The organism is Psychrobacter sp. van23A (assembly GCF_030845275.1).
Taxonomy (GTDB): domain Bacteria; phylum Pseudomonadota; class Gammaproteobacteria; order Pseudomonadales; family Moraxellaceae; genus Psychrobacter; species Psychrobacter faecalis.
Map to the genome: position 1 here is coordinate 84,599 of NZ_CP132595.1, position 16,937 is coordinate 101,535.

A 16,937-nucleotide genomic window follows, 5' to 3' on the forward strand; every position below is an offset into this window, starting at 1 on the left:
TCTTTATTTGGTTAACAGTTATATCGAGCTAAATATAGAGTGAATCGTCAAAAAGTTGTAATAGAACTGTCAGTTAAGCGATGAGTTATTCTGCTATTTAGTTTTTCAATTTGGTCTTTTAGTTTGGCAATAATTATTTGATAAGGAAGCCACTATGACAGCGGCGCAATTTACCAATGTAACAGTCAATGCTCAAGCCACGATATCCTACGATGGTCGTTGCTCAAGCCATACCATTATGTTTGAGGACGGTCGCCATAAAACGCTCGGGGTTATTTTGCCTTGCGACAATTTGGTTGAGCACTATCACTTTAGCACCAATACTTCGGAGCGCATCGAAATCATCAGCGGTGAGTGTGAGGTCAAAATAAACGGTGAGGAAGAATTTAGCTACTACCGCGCAGGACAGTCATTCGTAGTCGAAGGCAATAGTGGTTTTAATTTGCGTACAGAAGAAATCGTGCAGTATATTTGTCATTTAGAAGGTTAAGCTGGCTAAAAAATCATACGATTAAAGGTGTTACAAGACAACTTGCCACCCCTTTAAATAAACAAGTTAGAAGAAATAAATCTTACGCCAAGGTTTATTTCTTTTTTTTGCAATTATTTTAATAATTTTTCGTTTCGCCACGCGTTAATTGCTACAATTATCGTTATATAGGCAGTCCGCTATAAGATGAACATAGAGCTACTGGTATTCATTTTCCTTGCTTGCTGTGCCTACGCAGACAGAGGCTGCGCAAAATGAATACCAGTAGCGGGTCATCATACTTGTACTGATTTTATTTAGGACTGACTATATTTCCTATTTTTTATCGCCGTACGCGATACCACTTTTATATTGTAGACCCACTATGGCAAAACCTAGCTATTTTTATGGCATTCACGCGATTGAAGCCTTACTCGAATATCGCCCGCTTGATGGACTCAGTTTATTTGTCCAACAAGGACGTGAGAGCGACAGCCACGTACAAGCGATTATGGCGCAAGCACGTGATAATGGTATTAGTATTCAACCGACACAAAAAGATAAGCTTACTCAGCTATGCGGTAGCCCGCAGCATCAAGGCGTGGTACTGAATGCGCGTCCGTTAGGTTTCGCTGACGAAGGTTTATTGGATACCCTTGCTAAGCGTGAGCAATGCTTATTATTGGTGCTCGACCAAATTACCGACGCGCATAACTTTGGTGCGTGTTTACGTACCGCAGTGGCCATGGGCGTTGATGCCGTTATTTGCCCCAAACACCATGCGGCAAGCCTGACGCCAACGGTTGCGAAAGTATCGGTAGGAGCTGCCGAGATGATGCCTATCGTTAGTGTGACCAATTTGGCTCGTACGTTAAGCAAGATTAAAAATGCTGGCGTCTTTGTGTTTGGCACCGCATTAAATGCAGAGGCAAAGCCAATACATGCTGCTGATATGACGGGTAAAACTGCGATTATTATGGGCTCTGAGGGCGAGGGCATGCGTCGCCTGACGATGGAGAGCTGCGATGAGCTGGTTTATATTCCGATGTCAGGCAACGAGCATGGTAACCTGCAAAGCTTAAATGTGAGTGTGGCGACTGGTATGGCGCTCTATGAGATTAATCGGCAGCGAACTTTAGCTGCTGGGCAAGCGTAAGATAGTTTTGATGTAATGGCTCAAGCTGTAAATATAGCGCCGCAAGATCGCTCTCGTTAAGCACCACATCATCTGCATGACGATTACGCTCTTCGCGGCTGAGCTGATTAATCATAATGGCTTTAATCTTTTGCACGCTTTGCTCATCGCGCTGGCTGGCACGGGCAAGCTGAGTTTCCTCGGTGGCATCCATCACCAATATACGCTGGCATAAATTGGCAAGGCCCGCTTCTGCTGCCTCAATCAGTAGTGGCGCTGATAGCACGACATATGGCGACGTACTGGCTGCTAGTTGCAGCTTTGCCGCTTCGCGTATGGCTGGATGGGTGATGGCTTCAAGCTCAATTAAGGCTTCAGGATGGGTGAAGACATGAGTGCGCACGGCGGCGCGATCCATTTCCCCATCATCATTTAATACCCAATCACCAAATTTTCTTTTGATTTTACGTAAAGTAGCGCTACCTTTAGCGACCACTTGATGAGCAATCACATCTGCATCAATAATATCAATCCCTTGCTGCGCGAACCAATCGCTTGCCGCCGACTTCCCGCTGCCGATACCGCCGGTCAAGCCGACAACTAACGTCTTGCTTTTGGATTGGGGCGACTGTGGCTGATAGGAATAAGATGAAGATGAGGCATAATTTGACATAGTAATGACTTATTTAACCGATAGAAGAGGGAGGCTACAATATACCAATAGCCTATTCTAGCAGGTTAAAGCGCATTTTTGAGAAATTGCGCGTCTACTTGCGTCAGTATAGGGGTTTAAGCGTACATTCCTAAATACCAATTGACGATATCTGGGCCGTATAATAATGCAATGATACCAGCAATGGCGATATAAGGACCAAAAGCAAAAGGACGACTTTCTCCTTGTTTTTTCATCAGAATAATCCCGACGATAGAACCTAATAGGGAGGAGAGCAAGATAATGAGTGGCAACATCATAGGCCCAAGCCAAGCACCCAAGACGGCTAGTAATTTAAAATCGCCTTGTCCCATGCCGTGTTTTTTCGTAATGAAATAAAAGATTTTTACCACGACCCACAAAGATAAAAAGCCAAGTAAAAGTCCCCAGATTGACTGCGTAGGTGAGACAAACCAGCCTTGCGAATTTACCGCCAATCCTAAGCCCGCTAAAGGAAAGGTCAGGCGGTCAGGCAATAGCTGGGTATCAAAATCGATACCCGTTAAAGCAACCAGCGTCCAGACCAAAATCAATGCTGATAATCCTGCGGCGCTGACGCCAAACTGATAAATGACCAACATAGATAGCAGAGCAGTTACCAGCTCAACAATAGGATAACGCAGTCCGATAGCAGCTTTACAGTCTGAGCAGCGCCCGCGTAATATAAGCCAGCTTATTAAAGGGATGTTTTCATACCACTTTATTTTATGGGCGCAGTGCGGACAGCGTGAAGCAGGTGTGCTTAGTGTGATGGGAGTATCAGCAGCGACGATATCTGATAATGGTCGCGTATGTTCAGGTGGCATGTCTGCTTGCTCAGCCATAAACTGGCTACATTCTTGCCGCCAAGCCGTTAACATCATAAGCGGTGTCCGATGAATTACCACATTTAAAAAGCTGCCGACACAGAGGCCAAGTAGACCAAAAATAATTAAAGCGAGTGTCATATTTTCTTGTAATAACTGAAGAAATTGCATGAAATCGTTTTCCTTGCAGTGGCTGTTAGCCTACCACTGAGCCCATTTGGAAGATTGGTAAATACATGGCAATCACTAAGCCGCCAACCAATACACCGAGCACCGCCATAATTAACGGCTCCATTAAGCTGGTCAAACCATCAACAGCGTTATCGACTTCGTTTTCGTAATAGACCGCAACTTTATCGAGCATCTCTTCTAAGCTACCTGATTCTTCACCAGTACCAACCATTTGAATCGCCATACTTGGGAATAAGTTGGTTGAGCGTATCGAAAATTGCAATTGCTGACCGGTTGAAACATCGTTTTTTATTTGCTGAATGGCGTTATAAAAGACTACGTTATTTGCAGCGCCAGCGGTAGAATCTAAAGCATCAATCAGGGGTACACCAGCAGCAAAAGTGGTCGATAATGTACGCGCAAAGCGAGCGATAACCGCTTGATAAGCAATATTGCCAAATATGGGTGCTTTTAATACCGCACGGTCTAAGAAATCACGGAACTTCTTAGAGCGTTTTTTAGCTTCTGAAAAGCCAATGACGGCGCCACCAATCAGTACGATTAAAATAAACCACCAAGATTGCATCCATTCTGACATCCCTACTACCATCTGAGTAAACGCAGGTAGTTCGGCACCAAATGAACCAAATAAATCGGCAAATACAGGAACAACTTTAACCAGTAGAATAATAGTGACGATAATGGCAACGACAATAACGGCGATAGGATATTTCATCGCTTTTTTAATTTTGGCTTTTAACAGCTCACTTTTTTCTTTATAGGTTGCAACCCGCTCTAGCATGGTCTCTAACGAACCGGACTGCTCGCCAGAATCAACAAGCGAGCAAAAAAGGTCATCAAAATAGCGTGGATGTTTACGCAGTGCTGAAGCAAAGGTACCACCAGCTTCAATATCGGCTTTTATTTGTAAGACCAAATCTTTCATGCTCGGGTTATCAAGAGAATCAGCAACAATCTCAAAAGACTGGGTTAATGGCATGCCAGCTTTCATCATAGTTGCCAACTGCCGCGCAAAAATAGCAATATCAATCGGTTTAATAGACTTTTTAAAGGTGTATAAAGGCTTGGGTTTTTTCTTGATGGCTTTAACGGTGATACCTTGTTTGCGCTAGGTTGCTTTTGCCAACTCCAAGCTACGACTGGTGGTTTCGCCTTTTACTTTTTGCCCACGCCGATTGACTCCATCATAGACAAAGTCTAATAGCATGTCGGTTTTAGCTTTGGCCATGTTACTACCCTTGTAATTTGTCATGGAAAGAATCAACAAGAAGTTGCAAACCTATAAAAGCAGGATAATTTCAGCAACTTTCCCTTTGGCTTACTTTATTCTAGCGAAAAAAGCCAGTATATATCTGTTTTATATCTAAGTATATCTGTTAAACAATATTACTAATTCATAAACATAAAGGCTCAAAATCACGAGTTGGAACTTTTTGTTTTTCGACGGTCGTTATTCAGAAGTCACGCGCATCATTTCTTGAATACTGGTTACCCCTTGCAGCACCTTTAAAATACCCGAGCGGCGTAAATCTCTAAAGCCGTTTTTAAGGGCAGCGTCTTTGATATCTATGGCGTTACCATCTTCCATAATAATGCGCGAAATATCGGGGCTGACTTTCATCACTTCATAAATACCGACACGGCCTTTGTAGCCTTCACGGCATTCATTACAGCCAATAGGTTCATAAATGACATTGTCTGGGTTGTCTAAATCAGCATCGGTAAAACCAAGCTCAAGCAAGCTTTGGCGCGGTATATTGATGGGTTTTTTGCAATTTTTGCATAAACGTCTTGCCAATCGCTGGGCAATAACCAAGTTCACTGACGTTGCAATGTTAAATGAGGCAACTCCCATATTGCGCAAACGCGTCAAGGTTTCAGGGGCAGAATTGGTATGCAGGGTAGACAGCACCATATGTCCAGTTTGTGCTGCTTTAATCGCAATCTCAGCCGTTTCAAGGTCACGAATCTCACCGACCATGACGATATCAGGATCTTGACGTAAGAATGATTTGAGCGCATTGGCAAAGGTTAAACCGACTTTCGGGTTAACGTTGACCTGATTGATACCTTCAAGATTAATCTCAACGGGGTCTTCGGCGGTTGAGATATTGGTCTCGCCAGTATTTAAAATATTAATACCGGTATAAAGGGAGACGGTTTTACCTGAACCAGTAGGACCAGTAATCAGCAGCATACCTTGAGGCTTATGTAAGGCTTCTAAAAACATCTCTTTTTGGTCGGGCTCATAACCTAATGCTTCAATACCAAGCATGGCAGATGATGGATCCAAAATACGTAAAACCAGCTTTTCGCCAAATAAGGTAGGTAGGGAGTTTACGCGGAAATCGATGGCTTTGTCTTTAGAGATTTTAAGCTTAATACGACCATCTTGCGGTACACGGCGCTCAGAGATGTCCATTTGCGACATGACTTTTAGACGCGCGGCAATTTTACCCGCAAGTTGTACCGGCGGACTGGCCATTTTTTGCATGACGCCATCGACACGAAAGCGCACGCGATAGGTTTTTTCATAAGGTTCAAAATGTAGGTCCGAGGCGCCCATACGAATGGCATCAACCAACATTTTATTAACAAACTTCACCACGGGCGCTTCATCGACGCCGTCGCTAAGTTTGGTTTCGCCTTCGTCTTCTTCGCTTTCATTAAAGCCAATATTTAAATCGCTGTCAGAAAAGCTATCAAAACTTTGCATGGTATCAGCGTACAGATTCTCAATACGCTTTTTGAGCTTATCTTCTTCAACGACGACAGTCTCGATAGACAGGCGCGAGTTAAAGGCAATAGCGTCGATGGCATCGATACGGGTCGGGTCACTCAATGCCACAAATAAGCGTTGCCCGCGTTTAAACAGTGGTAGGGCGTTGAACTTACGTACGATTTTTTCATCGACCAAGTTTTTTGGAATGACATCTGAGCTTAAGGCATCAAGATCAAACAAAGGATCACCAAACGCTTGCGATAGCATCTGCGCTACTTGATAAGCATTGGCCAGCTTATTGTCAACCAAATAGGGAACCAAGCCCATTTTCTGCTGTTGTGATTCTGTTTGCGCGGTTTTCATATGCGCTTCGCTGACGATGCCTTCGCTAATTAACTGCTACGCTAAACCACCATATTTACTGGCTGTGATAGACATTAAGACCTCTCTATGCGTGATACCAAATGGGCTGTATTTTTTACCGAAACCAAAGCATCTACTATATATAACACCAGTAGCTTATTTATAATCGCTACATTGATTAGTAACATTTATTCTAAAAACAAATGATTGATTGCCTTGGTTTTATTTTCTATAAATAGAATGATATAGGAATTTTTTAGAGTTAAAAGACTTTATATAGCGTATAAGATGACTAATCTGCTAAAAACGTCAATGTGCCAAATACTTATTTAAAATAATTTTATGCAAAATCAGTTCCAACTTTGAGCGCCTCATACTATAACTATAGCACTTAGGAAATATTTGTTATACTTGCGCGCATATAAGCCATATTGGCAGCAATAGATAAGATAAGGTATATAGGTATGCAAGCTTGGGTAATTGGAAATTGGAAGCAGAATCCAGCGACGAGCCATGACGTCAAGGCGCTACTAGATGACTTATTAATGGCTGTTAGCACAAAAGAGCAGCCTGATAACGCTGATTGTCAATTGATGATCGCCCCGAGCCTGATTCATTTGACGGCTGTCAGTGAGCGGCTAAAAGGTAGTTCAATACTGAGCGCCGCTCAAGATATAAGCGCCTATAGTGCCAGTACCGGCGCTTATACCGGTGATTGTTCAGCGCAGCAAATTGCTGATACTGGCGCAACATGGACGATACTGGGACACTCTGAGCGCCGTCAATACCATCAAGAATCTCATGATTGCTTATTGCAAAAAATGGCTCACGCCCTCACACAAAACTTAGGCGTGATATTTTGCATTGGCGAAACCCAAGCGCAGTATGATGCCAAAGAAACGCTGGCAGTCATTGATGCGCAATTAGCGGTGATTAAAGATTTACTTGCACAAAATCCTGAACTTGCTACAAACTTGTCAGAGCGTTTAATCATCGCTTATGAGCCAGTTTGGGCAATTGGTACGGGCAAAGTACCAACCGTCGCTGAAGTAAGTGCGACACATCAACATATTAAGCAAACCCTTGCGAGCTTCAATGGCGAATTAGACAACATAACGGTTTTATACGGTGGTAGCGTCAATGCTGACAATGCCGACAGTTTTGCTGCTGATAGCATGATTGATGGGGCATTGGTTGGCGGCGCATCGCTAAAAGCAGAAAGTTTTTTAGCGATTGCTAAGGCTTTTGGCGGCAATAAAGCGTAGTCGTATTCAGTAAAATTACAATTTAATCCATATTGAACAATAACTTTGCTCAAAAAATGTCTTTCGCAGTTGGCAAAAGTGGCTTTAACAGTGACCTTGCAATCGTGTACAATGCGCCTTATTTAGATGATTGCTTTATTTACACAACTGGTTTGGCGTTATTGGCCATATTAGAGGTCAATCGTTAAACGCCAGTTATTTACATTATTTAATCCTACGATTTATTTTACGTTATCAGTCGTCATTACGCGGCAAAAGAGGCCACCATGTTTACGTTTATATTAGCCCTGCACATTATCGTGGCGATTGCCATGATTGGCTTGATTTTGATACAGCATGGTAAAGGGGCAGACGCCGGAGCTTCTTTTGGTGCGGGCTCATCAGGTACTGTATTTGGCGCCGCCGGCACTGCAAACTTTTTGACGCGTGCCACTGCAGTATTAACGGTGATATTTTTTATCACCAGTATGACGCTTGCCGTACATGCACGTAAACAAGCAGAAGACCAGTTTCGTTTAGATGCGCCAGTATCAGCGCCGCAAACGCCACGCCCGCTGACACAAAATCCTCAGTAGTTATATTGGCGTTAGTATCTGTTTAATTGTTTTGACAGATATTTTTAGCAGTTATCTTTTAATTCAGGCAGTACTTGCTATTTTAAGATGTTAGATTTACAATGCTTCTCTGTTTTTAGTGGTCTTTAACTTTCGTTGCTTTCCTTATGCATCGGTTATAAAAGGTTAAAGCTCAAAAACAGAGTAGTAAGAAAAATGCGATTGTGGTGGAATTGGTAGACACGCCATCTTGAGGGGGTGGTGGCGCAAGCTGTGGGGGTTCAAGTCCCCCCAATCGCACCAAGCTTTATTTGTATGATGTTTTACTTGAACGTTGTTGTACTCAAACATTATAGAAAGCAGGGTTCATCGTCATTAATGCTTAATTTGATTATTATCTAAAATAAGTATTGACAGCCCTCTAAAACCTCTCTATAATATGCGTTCTAGATTGATGCGGGGTGGAGCAGTCTGGTAGCTCGTCGGGCTCATAACCCGAAGGTCGTTGGTTCAAATCCAGCCCCCGCTACCACTTTTTATACTGATGTTTTGTACACTAAATTTGTCAGTAACGATTAGCCCACCATTATGTTTGTGGGTTTTTTTGTATCTGATGGTCGGTGTTATCGCGATATCTATCCTACTTATGCTAAGCTCTATCTCTATAGAGTGCGATGCTATTCGTTACTAACCATCATCTGCCGCGACCGGCGCGATGCTTGGTAAGCATACTATCCTTTACTCCTCACGCTTTTATCGATAGTTCTGCTTTATAAATAATAAAGGCATTGTCTGGTTGAGCTTGATGTTTTTTATGCTCATCCCTATATAAAAGCACGAGTCATAAAACGCCTAGTATATAAGGCCAGGCATAATAGTTACGTTTTAAGAATAGAATGATAATTATTGCTGAAGTAATATTCTTGTCTATATAAGACAATGCTTAACAAAGCTTTGATTGATAAGACTCTGATTCATAAGATTTTGATTAATAAAGCGCTTTTAATAAATTTTGAACTTATAAAAGTTCGATGCATAAAATTAAAAACACTTAACTCGCTATGTTCGAGAAGTGAATAGGAAAAGATAAATAGATTATGAAGCTTTCGACAAAAGTTACAGAACTGACCAATATTATTGCTCCTGCAGTTGCTGCTTGTGATGTGGCGCTATGGGGTATTGAATTTGCGCCACAAGGTCGTCGCTCGTTGTTACGCATTTATATTGAGGCATTGCCAGAAGACCAAGCCCAAGATAAGCAAGTGACCATCGAGGACTGCGCCGCGGTAAATCATCAAGTGAGCGGTATTCTTGAAGTTCATGACCCGATTGCTGGTGAGTATATTTTAGAAGTATCGTCGCCAGGTTTTGATCGTGCCTTTTTCTCAGATGAGCAAATGCGTGATTATGTCGGTCAAACCGTTAGCTTGCGTTTGATCCAAGCGATTGGTGAAGGCGATAAAAAACGCCGCAAAGCAACTGGTACTTTAGACAGTATTGATGACACTTCTTTAAAACTGACCGCCACTGATGGTGAGCAGTTTGAGATTGCATTAAGCAATATTGACAAAGCCAACTTGATTTATGAAGATGCTTAGTTTAAAAACAGTAGCTTGATAAATGAATATTTTACTCTCCAAACAGCCTTTGGCTTATGGTGAAAATATAACGTCAACACATTAACGATAAAGTTTAAGTCAATTATAAAACGATAGGACAGGTATAGCATGAGTCGTGAAATCTTAACGGTAGTAGAAACTGTCAGTAATGAAAAGGGCTTAAATCCTGAAGACATCTTTGAAGCAATCGAAGATGCTTTGGTGGTATCCACGAAGAAAAAAGTCTATACCGATCAGCCAGAAGTAGCGGTACGGGTTGCTATTGACCGTGCGACGGGCGATTATGATACTTATCGTTATTGGACAGTGGTTGCAGATGAAGACCATGAGATGCCTGCGTGTCAGCTGGCGATTACCGATCTTGACCAAGACGAATGGTCAATTGGTGATATTAAAGAAGAGCAGATTGAATCGATTGAATTTGGTCGTATTGCAGCTACGCAAGCCAAGCAAGTTATCATTCAAAAAATCCGTGAAGCAGAGCGCAATTTAGTAGCCGACGCTTTTGAGCCACGTATTGGCGAGATGATGTATGGCGAAGTTAAAAAACAAACGCGCGATGGTTATATCATTGATTTAGGTGACAACGCTGAAGGCTATTTGTCACGTGATCAGATGCTACCTCGTGAACAATTGCGCCCAAAATCTCGTATCAATGCCATTTTGTACCATGTTAACCGCGAAAACCGCGGCGCCCAGTTATTGTTATCACGCACGCACCCTGAAATGCTCTCAGCATTGATGCAAAAAGAAGTGCCTGAAATTGCCGAACAAATTATTGAAATTCGCAATGTCGCGCGTTTGCCGGGTACGCGTGCTAAAATAGCGGTTAAAACCAACGATCATCGTATTGATCCCGTTGGCGCTTGTATTGGTATGCGTGGTACGCGTATCCAAGCGGTACAACAAGAGCTTGATGGCGAACGTATTGATGTGGTGGTGTGGTCAGATGACCCAGCCCAATTTATCATCAGTGCGCTAGAGCCAGCGGACGTCAGCAGTATTATTCTCGATGAAGACACGCAAACGGCGGATATTATCTTTAGCACCAATGATCAATTGGCGCGGGCGATTGGCTCACAAGGTCAAAACGTACGTTTAGCCTCTGAGTTAACCGGCTATAAGCTCAATATGATGTTAGAGGAAGAATATCAGCAACGTCAAGAAAACGAAAGCAAGGCCTTTATTGAGTTATTTTATGAGCGCTTAGAGGTCGATAAAGATCTTGCCCAAGCGCTGGTTGATATTGGTTTTACCAGTATTGAAGAAGTCGCTTATGTACCAGTCGAAACCTTTTATGATATCGAAGGCCTAGACGACGAAGCGATTGACATGATTCAAGAGCGTGCCAAAGAAGTGGTCATTGCCGATGAATTGGTCAAACAACAGAACATGAAAGAGCCAAGTCAAGAACTACAAGATCTTGAAGGAATGACAGTCAGTTGGGCTTATAAAATGGCACAAAAAGACATCATTACTGTCGATGACTTGGCAGAACAAGCCGTCTTCGATCTAGAAGATATCGAAGGTTTAGATAGTGAAACCGCAGGAAAACTCATCATGAAAGCTCGGGAATCTTGGTTCAATGAATAAGCGGTAACTGCATATCGCTGTCTTTTAGTGATATGCTATCGATAATAAGGGCTGGTATGACGTAACCCAATCAAATGCGTTACAAATACTAGCCTTAACCCAATCATTTGTAGCCAACAACTGAATTGAACATATAGCAAATAATAGACAGTAGGTGATAATAAATGGCAGATAAGACCGTCAAAGAACTGGCAGATATGGTAGGCAAAACCGCAAGTGCTGTACAACAGCAACTGGTAGATGCTGGACTGCCTGCTCGCGCAGAGGATGACCTAGTCACCGAGCTTGAGCAAGAGAAGTTGGTGACGTATTTAAAGCAAAGTCATGGCCAGCAAGAAAAGCGACGTATTAGCCTGAAATCTAAGACGACCAGCACCGCACGCGTGACCGGCTCTTCAGGTAAATCTAAGAGCGTTAATGTAGAAGTGCGCAAAAAGAAAGTATTCGAGAAGCCTGATCCAGAAAAGATGGCGGAAGAATTGGCAGCGCGCGAACAAGCCATGATTGAAGCACAAGAGCGTGCAACTAAAGAAGCAGAAGAGCGTGCCGCTACTAAGAAAAAAGCGGAAGAACGTCAAGCGGCTACGTTGGCAGCGATGCGTGCAAGCTTAGGTTCGAGCAAAAAGTCAGACGATAAGAATGACGATATCTCAACCTCAGTAGTGGTGAAAAAAGGCGGTAAAGCGGCGGTAGAAGTTAAACCGAAAGAGCAGCCGAAGAAAAAAGTTGCCGCGACGAAACCAAAAGTTGAAACGGCAGCAGAGCGTAAAGCTCGCGAAGCTCGTGAAGTCGAGGAAGCGCGTCTGCGTGAAATCGAAGCAGAGACCCGCCGTGCGCAAGCCGAAGAAGCGCAAAAGCGTACCCTTGAGCAAATGCGTAAAATGGCCGGTAAATATACCGATCAGCCGGCTACTGAAGTGCGTAAAGATGAGCCGTTAGCCGAAGGTTTGGTCGGCGATGCTTTAGAAGAATCGTTTGAAAAAGAACGTCGCGAAATCAAACGCGGTACCAGTAGCACCAGTGCTCGCGGTCGTGGTCGCCGTAAGAATCAAGACGAGCGTGAAATCAAAAACCGTAAAAACGGTTTACGCTCAACGCAAGCCTCACAGCATAAGTTTGAAAAACCAGTCGATAAAATCGTTTACGATGTTGAAATCAGTGAACACATTACGGTTTCTGATTTAGCACAGCGTATGGCGGTTAAAGCTCGCGAAGTGACCAAATTGCTCATGAAAATGGGTGAAATCGCACGCGAGTCCGACACTATTGATCAAGCAACAGCTAGTCTGATTGTTGAAGAAATGGGTCACAACCCAGTACCGGTTAGTGATACCAAAGTTGAAGACGATCTACAAGATGCGGTAGATGAGCGTAGCAGTAACGTGCAAACGCGTCCACCAGTTGTGACTATCATGGGTCACGTTGACCACGGTAAAACCTCATTACTTGATAAAATCCGCACAACGAAAGTTGCTACCGGTGAAGCTGGCGGTATTACTCAGCATATCGGTGCTTACCATGTGAAGACCGATCGCGGTGTTATCACTTTCCTTGATACCCCAGGTCACGCCGCCTTTAGTGCGATGCGTTCGCGCGGTGCACAGGCGACGGATATCGTTGTCATCGTTGTCGCTGCCGATGATGGTATGATGCCACAAACCGAAGAAGCGATTGATCATGCGCGCGCTGCTGGTACGCCTATCATCGTTGCTATCAACAAAATGGATAAGCCAAGCGCCGATCCTGATCGCGTACTTAATGAACTCACTGCTAAAGAAGTGGTTTCAGAAGAATGGGGCGGTGATACCCCAATGGCGCGTATCTCAGCCAAAACGGGTGACGGTATTGATGAGCTACTAGAGCTTATCAGTCTACAAGCTGAGCTAATGGAGCTAGAAGCACCGCTAGATGGTGCTGCCCAAGGCGTTGTTATTGAATCACGACTTGAAAAAGGTCGCGGGCCAGTTGTCAGTGTCCTAGTTAAAAAAGGTACCTTAAAACAGGGCGACTTAGTACTAGCAGGTGAGCATTACGGTAAGGTTCGTGCCATGACCGATGAAAATGGTCAACGAATCAAATCTGCTGGTCCGTCTATCCCTGTAGAGATATTAGGTTTACCTGAAACACCCGCTGCTGGTAGCGAGTTCTTAGTCTTAACCGACGAGAAAAAAGCCCGTGAAGTGGCAGATTTTAGAACCAACCGTGAGCGCGAGCGCCAGCTTGAACGTCAGAACGCCATGCGTCTAGAGAGCATGTTTGATCAGATGGAACAAGGCGATGTGTCATTCTTAAATATCGTCTTAAAAACTGACGTGCGTGGTTCGCTTGAAGCGTTACTTGCGGCTTTAAATGAGTTATCGACGGATGAAGTTAAAGTTCGAGTGATTAGCTCAGGCGTTGGTCCAATTTCTGAATCTGATGTGACATTGGCTGAATCGAGCGAAGCGGTATTATTAGGCTTTAACGTCCGTGCAGACGCAACCGCACGCCGTAAAGCGGACGCTGCTAAAATGGATATCCGCTATTACAGCGTTATCTATGGCTTGATTGATGATGTCAAAGCGGCAATGAGTGGTATGCTAGCGCCAGAACATCGTGAGAAAATCTTGGGTGTTGCTGAGGTTCGCGAAGTATTCCGTTCTAGTAAGTTTGGTGCTGCTGCCGGTTGTATGGTGGTTGAAGGAACGATTTATCGCAACAAACCTATCCGCGTCTTGCGTGATGACCAAGTTATCTTTACGGGTCAATTGCAATCATTACGTCGTTATAAAGAAGACGTTAATGAAGTACGTACCGGTATGGAGTGTGGTCTAGCGGTTCGTGGTTACGACGTCGAAGCGGGCGATAAAATCGAAGTCTTTGAAATCCAAGAATTCGCTCGTACTATCTAAAGTAGTCGTTTGACAATTCTTAATATTCAGCTGTACTTAGGCCTAACAGGTACACCCTGCTAGGCCTTTTTTAGCAAATGCTAGTCCTAAAATTTGTTACTAAGCAAACCTACTCATCAATAAAAAATAAGCTACATTAAAGTAAGGTAATAACATGAATCAACGTTTACAACGCTTGGCTGATCAGATTCAGCGTGAGCTTGCGGTCCTTATCCGTGATGAAGTCAATGACCCGCGTTTGACGGGCTTTGTCACTATCTCTAGCGTTAAAGTCAGCCCAGACTTGGGTTACGCAGATATTTACGTCACCATCATGGAGCCTGAGCTTAACGATGCGATGACCAAATCTAGCCATGAAGACAGCATCAAGGTCCTCAATAAAGCGGCGGGTTTTTTGCGTACCGAATTAAGCCACAGTCTAAAAACGCGTACCACACCGCGTTTACGCTTTCATTATGATGAAGTGACGGCGCGTGGCAACTATATGATGGATCTTATCAATAAGGCTGTGACCAAAACTGAGCAAAACGAGTCTGATGAGCAAGAAATTAACGAGTAATAGCTATTATGTCGACCGCCTCTACTAACACCTCTACGCTAGCCGCTGCAAAAACGCTTAAAACGCCTGAGAAAATCAAAGTCTCGGGCGTAATATTAGTGGATAAGCCGCAAGGTATGACCTCGCAACAAGTAGTGTCAAAGGTGAAATACCTGTTTAAATCACCCAACCATGACAGTAAAAAAGCTGGTCATACAGGCACACTCGATCCGATGGCAACGGGTTTATTGCCCATTTGCTTAGGTGAGGCCACTAAGTTTAGTCACTATCAACTCGATGCCGATAAAACTTATCAAGCAACCATTCTTTTGGGTAGTCAAACCGATACGGGTGATGCCGACGGGCAGATTGTTGCTGAAGCACTTATTCCACAGTTTGATCATGCCATATTAGAAAACATTGCTCAGCAATTTTTAGGGCCACAGCAGCAAATTCCTCCGATGTATTCGGCGCTAAAAAAAGATGGCAAAAAATTGTATGAATATGCGCGAGCAGGTATTGAGATTGAGCGGCCCGCAAGAGATATTGTCATTAAAGCCATTGATTTAACCGCAATCGATGCGCAACAAATTCAGTTGACAGTGACTTGCTCGAAAGGTACATACGTACGAGTATTGGCAGAAGATATCGCTAAAACCCTTGGCACGCTAGGGCATCTCACCGCTTTACGGCGCCTAAAGGTTGGTAGTTTTAAGATTGATAATGCGATTGGTTTGGCCAATCTAGAAGCGTTGTCGCTTGAGAGTCGCCTAACCCACCTATTACCCGTTGATGCTTGTATCACCCTTGATACTGAGCTTACCTTAACCACAGAGCAGTGCGCCCGTGTTCATATGGGACAGCGCCTAAATGTCACCGAGCAGCTGACGGACGATATACGAAGCTATATTACAACGGCTATCGAACAACAGCATTATGAAAATGACGGTGACAAAGAAGATAGTGAAACCTTATTACCTCATGAAATGCCCGTAGATATTCGTCTTATAGATGAGCAAGGGCAGTTTATAGGTTTAGGAGCGGTAAGCCTAAACGGGCGCTTACAGCCCAAAAAGCTTATCCAGTTGTAGCGTTAATGCTTAAATAAGCGGTAGTAGCCATAACTGAAATTGGGTCAAACTTACTAAGAGTTTACACTAATCACATATCATCACATTTTATTGCAGGTTTCACCTATAGTGAAACCTGCTTTTTTTGTACCTTAGTTAAGTCAGCTACGGAAAGTGTGACAAGGATATAAAAAATATAAGGAAATAAAAATCATAAAAATGGGATTTTATTAAATATTAGAATTATAAAAAAGCAGTATAAATAAAAATAAAAAGACATTAACTAATATAAAAAGTATCTGAGATTAATAATAAAAAATGTATTTTAAAAATACTCATACCTAAAGTTGAAATCTAAAATATAAGGATTATTATGAAAACCATTGCTTTCTTATTACATAATAACTTCGAACAAGCTGAATATGAAGAAGTTAACAACCAATTAAAAGATAAAGGTTATAAAACAGTCCTCATTACGACCAATAAAGACAAAGAAGTCCAAGGCATGCAGCAGGACGTCAATAAGGGTGATACCTTCACTGCAGATATATTTGCTAAAGACGCTAACGTTGCTGATTATGAGGCACTGGTTTTGCCAGGTGGCACGGTGAATGCCGATACCATACGCGGTAACGAAGAAGCGCACAGTATTATTAATGCTATTAACGATGCAGGTAAACCATTAGCGGTCATTTGCCACGCGCCTTGGGTATTAATCAATACAGGCATTGCTAAAGGTAAAACCTTAACAGCTTATCACTCGTTACAGACCGATTTAGAAAATGCGGGCGCAAATTTCGTCGATAAAAGCGTGCAAGTGGATGGTAATTTAATTACCTCACGTAATCCAGATGATATTAACGATTTTGTCGCTGCTATTGATAAAGCGCTATCTTAGATTAATAAGCCAATTAAATTTTATAGATTAACCTAAAAGAAGCAGCTACTATTTATTAACGCTTTATTTATATTGATTTTACGAAATTACCATAACTTTAAAATCATAAC

General features: G+C 43.0%; 13 protein-coding genes, 2 tRNA genes and 1 pseudogene. 12 read left to right on the forward strand and 4 right to left on the reverse strand.

Going from position 1 to position 16,937, the window contains the following annotated elements; all coding sequences use genetic code 11:
• Window positions 1-154 precede the first annotated feature (154 nt).
• A complete protein-coding gene (locus RAH45_RS00360; RefSeq protein WP_068407914.1) occupies window positions 155-490 on the forward strand; it encodes a pyrimidine/purine nucleoside phosphorylase in 336 nt (111 codons plus the stop codon).
• A 364-nt stretch (window positions 491-854) separates the two neighbouring features.
• Complete coding sequence (gene rlmB / locus RAH45_RS00365; protein ID WP_068407911.1) at window positions 855-1,625, forward strand: 23S rRNA (guanosine(2251)-2'-O)-methyltransferase RlmB; 771 nt, start codon at window positions 855-857, stop codon at window positions 1,623-1,625.
• On the opposite strand, the gene coaE is transcribed toward rlmB, so the two are convergent.
• The 4 genes and pseudogenes from coaE to pilB all read right to left on the reverse strand — a co-directional run bounded on the left by coaE (window position 1,588) and on the right by pilB (window position 6,399).
• Complete coding sequence (gene coaE, locus RAH45_RS00370; RefSeq protein ID WP_068407908.1) at window positions 1,588-2,277, reverse strand: dephospho-CoA kinase; 690 nt, start codon at window positions 2,275-2,277, stop codon at window positions 1,588-1,590. The genes rlmB and coaE overlap by 38 nt on opposite strands.
• Window positions 2,278-2,393: 116 nt before the next feature.
• The gene (locus RAH45_RS00375; RefSeq protein WP_068407907.1) at window positions 2,394-3,293 is read right to left on the reverse strand and encodes a prepilin peptidase; all 900 of its coding nucleotides are present in this window, start codon (window positions 3,291-3,293) and stop codon (window positions 2,394-2,396) included.
• A gap of 25 nt (window positions 3,294-3,318) precedes the next feature.
• Window positions 3,319-4,542 (reverse strand): annotated as a pseudogene (locus RAH45_RS00380) (type II secretion system F family protein).
• A 222-nt stretch (window positions 4,543-4,764) separates the two neighbouring features.
• Window positions 4,765-6,399 (reverse strand): type IV-A pilus assembly ATPase PilB, encoded by a 1,635-nt coding sequence (gene pilB, locus RAH45_RS00385; RefSeq protein WP_068407905.1) that lies wholly within the window; start codon window positions 6,397-6,399, stop codon window positions 4,765-4,767.
• 464 nt (window positions 6,400-6,863) lie between these two features.
• Here pilB and tpiA point away from each other — a divergent pair, with 464 nt between their 5' ends.
• From tpiA to RAH45_RS00435, 10 genes are all read left to right on the forward strand, one after another.
• Window positions 6,864-7,664: a triose-phosphate isomerase gene (tpiA, locus tag RAH45_RS00390; RefSeq protein ID WP_082894377.1), complete on the forward strand. Its 801-nt coding sequence runs from the start codon at window positions 6,864-6,866 to the stop codon at window positions 7,662-7,664.
• Between the two features lie 266 nt (window positions 7,665-7,930).
• Window positions 7,931-8,239, forward strand: a complete 309-nt coding sequence (gene secG, locus RAH45_RS00395) for a preprotein translocase subunit SecG (RefSeq protein ID WP_025652589.1) — start codon at window positions 7,931-7,933, stop codon at window positions 8,237-8,239.
• A 197-nt stretch (window positions 8,240-8,436) separates the two neighbouring features.
• Window positions 8,437-8,521 (forward strand) — tRNA-Leu (locus tag RAH45_RS00400).
• 152 nt (window positions 8,522-8,673) lie between these two features.
• A tRNA-Met gene (locus tag RAH45_RS00405) sits at window positions 8,674-8,750 on the forward strand.
• Between the two features lie 565 nt (window positions 8,751-9,315).
• Complete coding sequence (rimP, locus tag RAH45_RS00410) at window positions 9,316-9,816, forward strand: ribosome maturation factor RimP (protein WP_068407904.1); 501 nt, start codon at window positions 9,316-9,318, stop codon at window positions 9,814-9,816.
• Between the two features lie 129 nt (window positions 9,817-9,945).
• Window positions 9,946-11,430: a transcription termination factor NusA gene (nusA, locus tag RAH45_RS00415; RefSeq protein ID WP_068407903.1), complete on the forward strand. Its 1,485-nt coding sequence runs from the start codon at window positions 9,946-9,948 to the stop codon at window positions 11,428-11,430.
• Between the two features lie 164 nt (window positions 11,431-11,594).
• The gene (gene infB / locus RAH45_RS00420; protein WP_068407901.1) at window positions 11,595-14,321 is read left to right on the forward strand and encodes a translation initiation factor IF-2; all 2,727 of its coding nucleotides are present in this window, start codon (window positions 11,595-11,597) and stop codon (window positions 14,319-14,321) included.
• 154 nt (window positions 14,322-14,475) lie between these two features.
• A complete protein-coding gene (locus RAH45_RS00425; protein ID WP_068407899.1) occupies window positions 14,476-14,880 on the forward strand; it encodes a ribosome-binding factor A in 405 nt (134 codons plus the stop codon).
• Window positions 14,881-14,888: 8 nt separating this feature from the next.
• Entirely contained in the window at window positions 14,889-15,950 is a 1,062-nt protein-coding gene (gene truB, locus RAH45_RS00430; RefSeq protein ID WP_068407896.1) for a tRNA pseudouridine(55) synthase TruB, read from the forward strand.
• Between the two features lie 352 nt (window positions 15,951-16,302).
• Window positions 16,303-16,827 (forward strand): type 1 glutamine amidotransferase domain-containing protein, encoded by a 525-nt coding sequence (locus RAH45_RS00435; RefSeq protein WP_068407895.1) that lies wholly within the window; start codon window positions 16,303-16,305, stop codon window positions 16,825-16,827.
• Window positions 16,828-16,937: the final 110 nt, after the last annotated feature.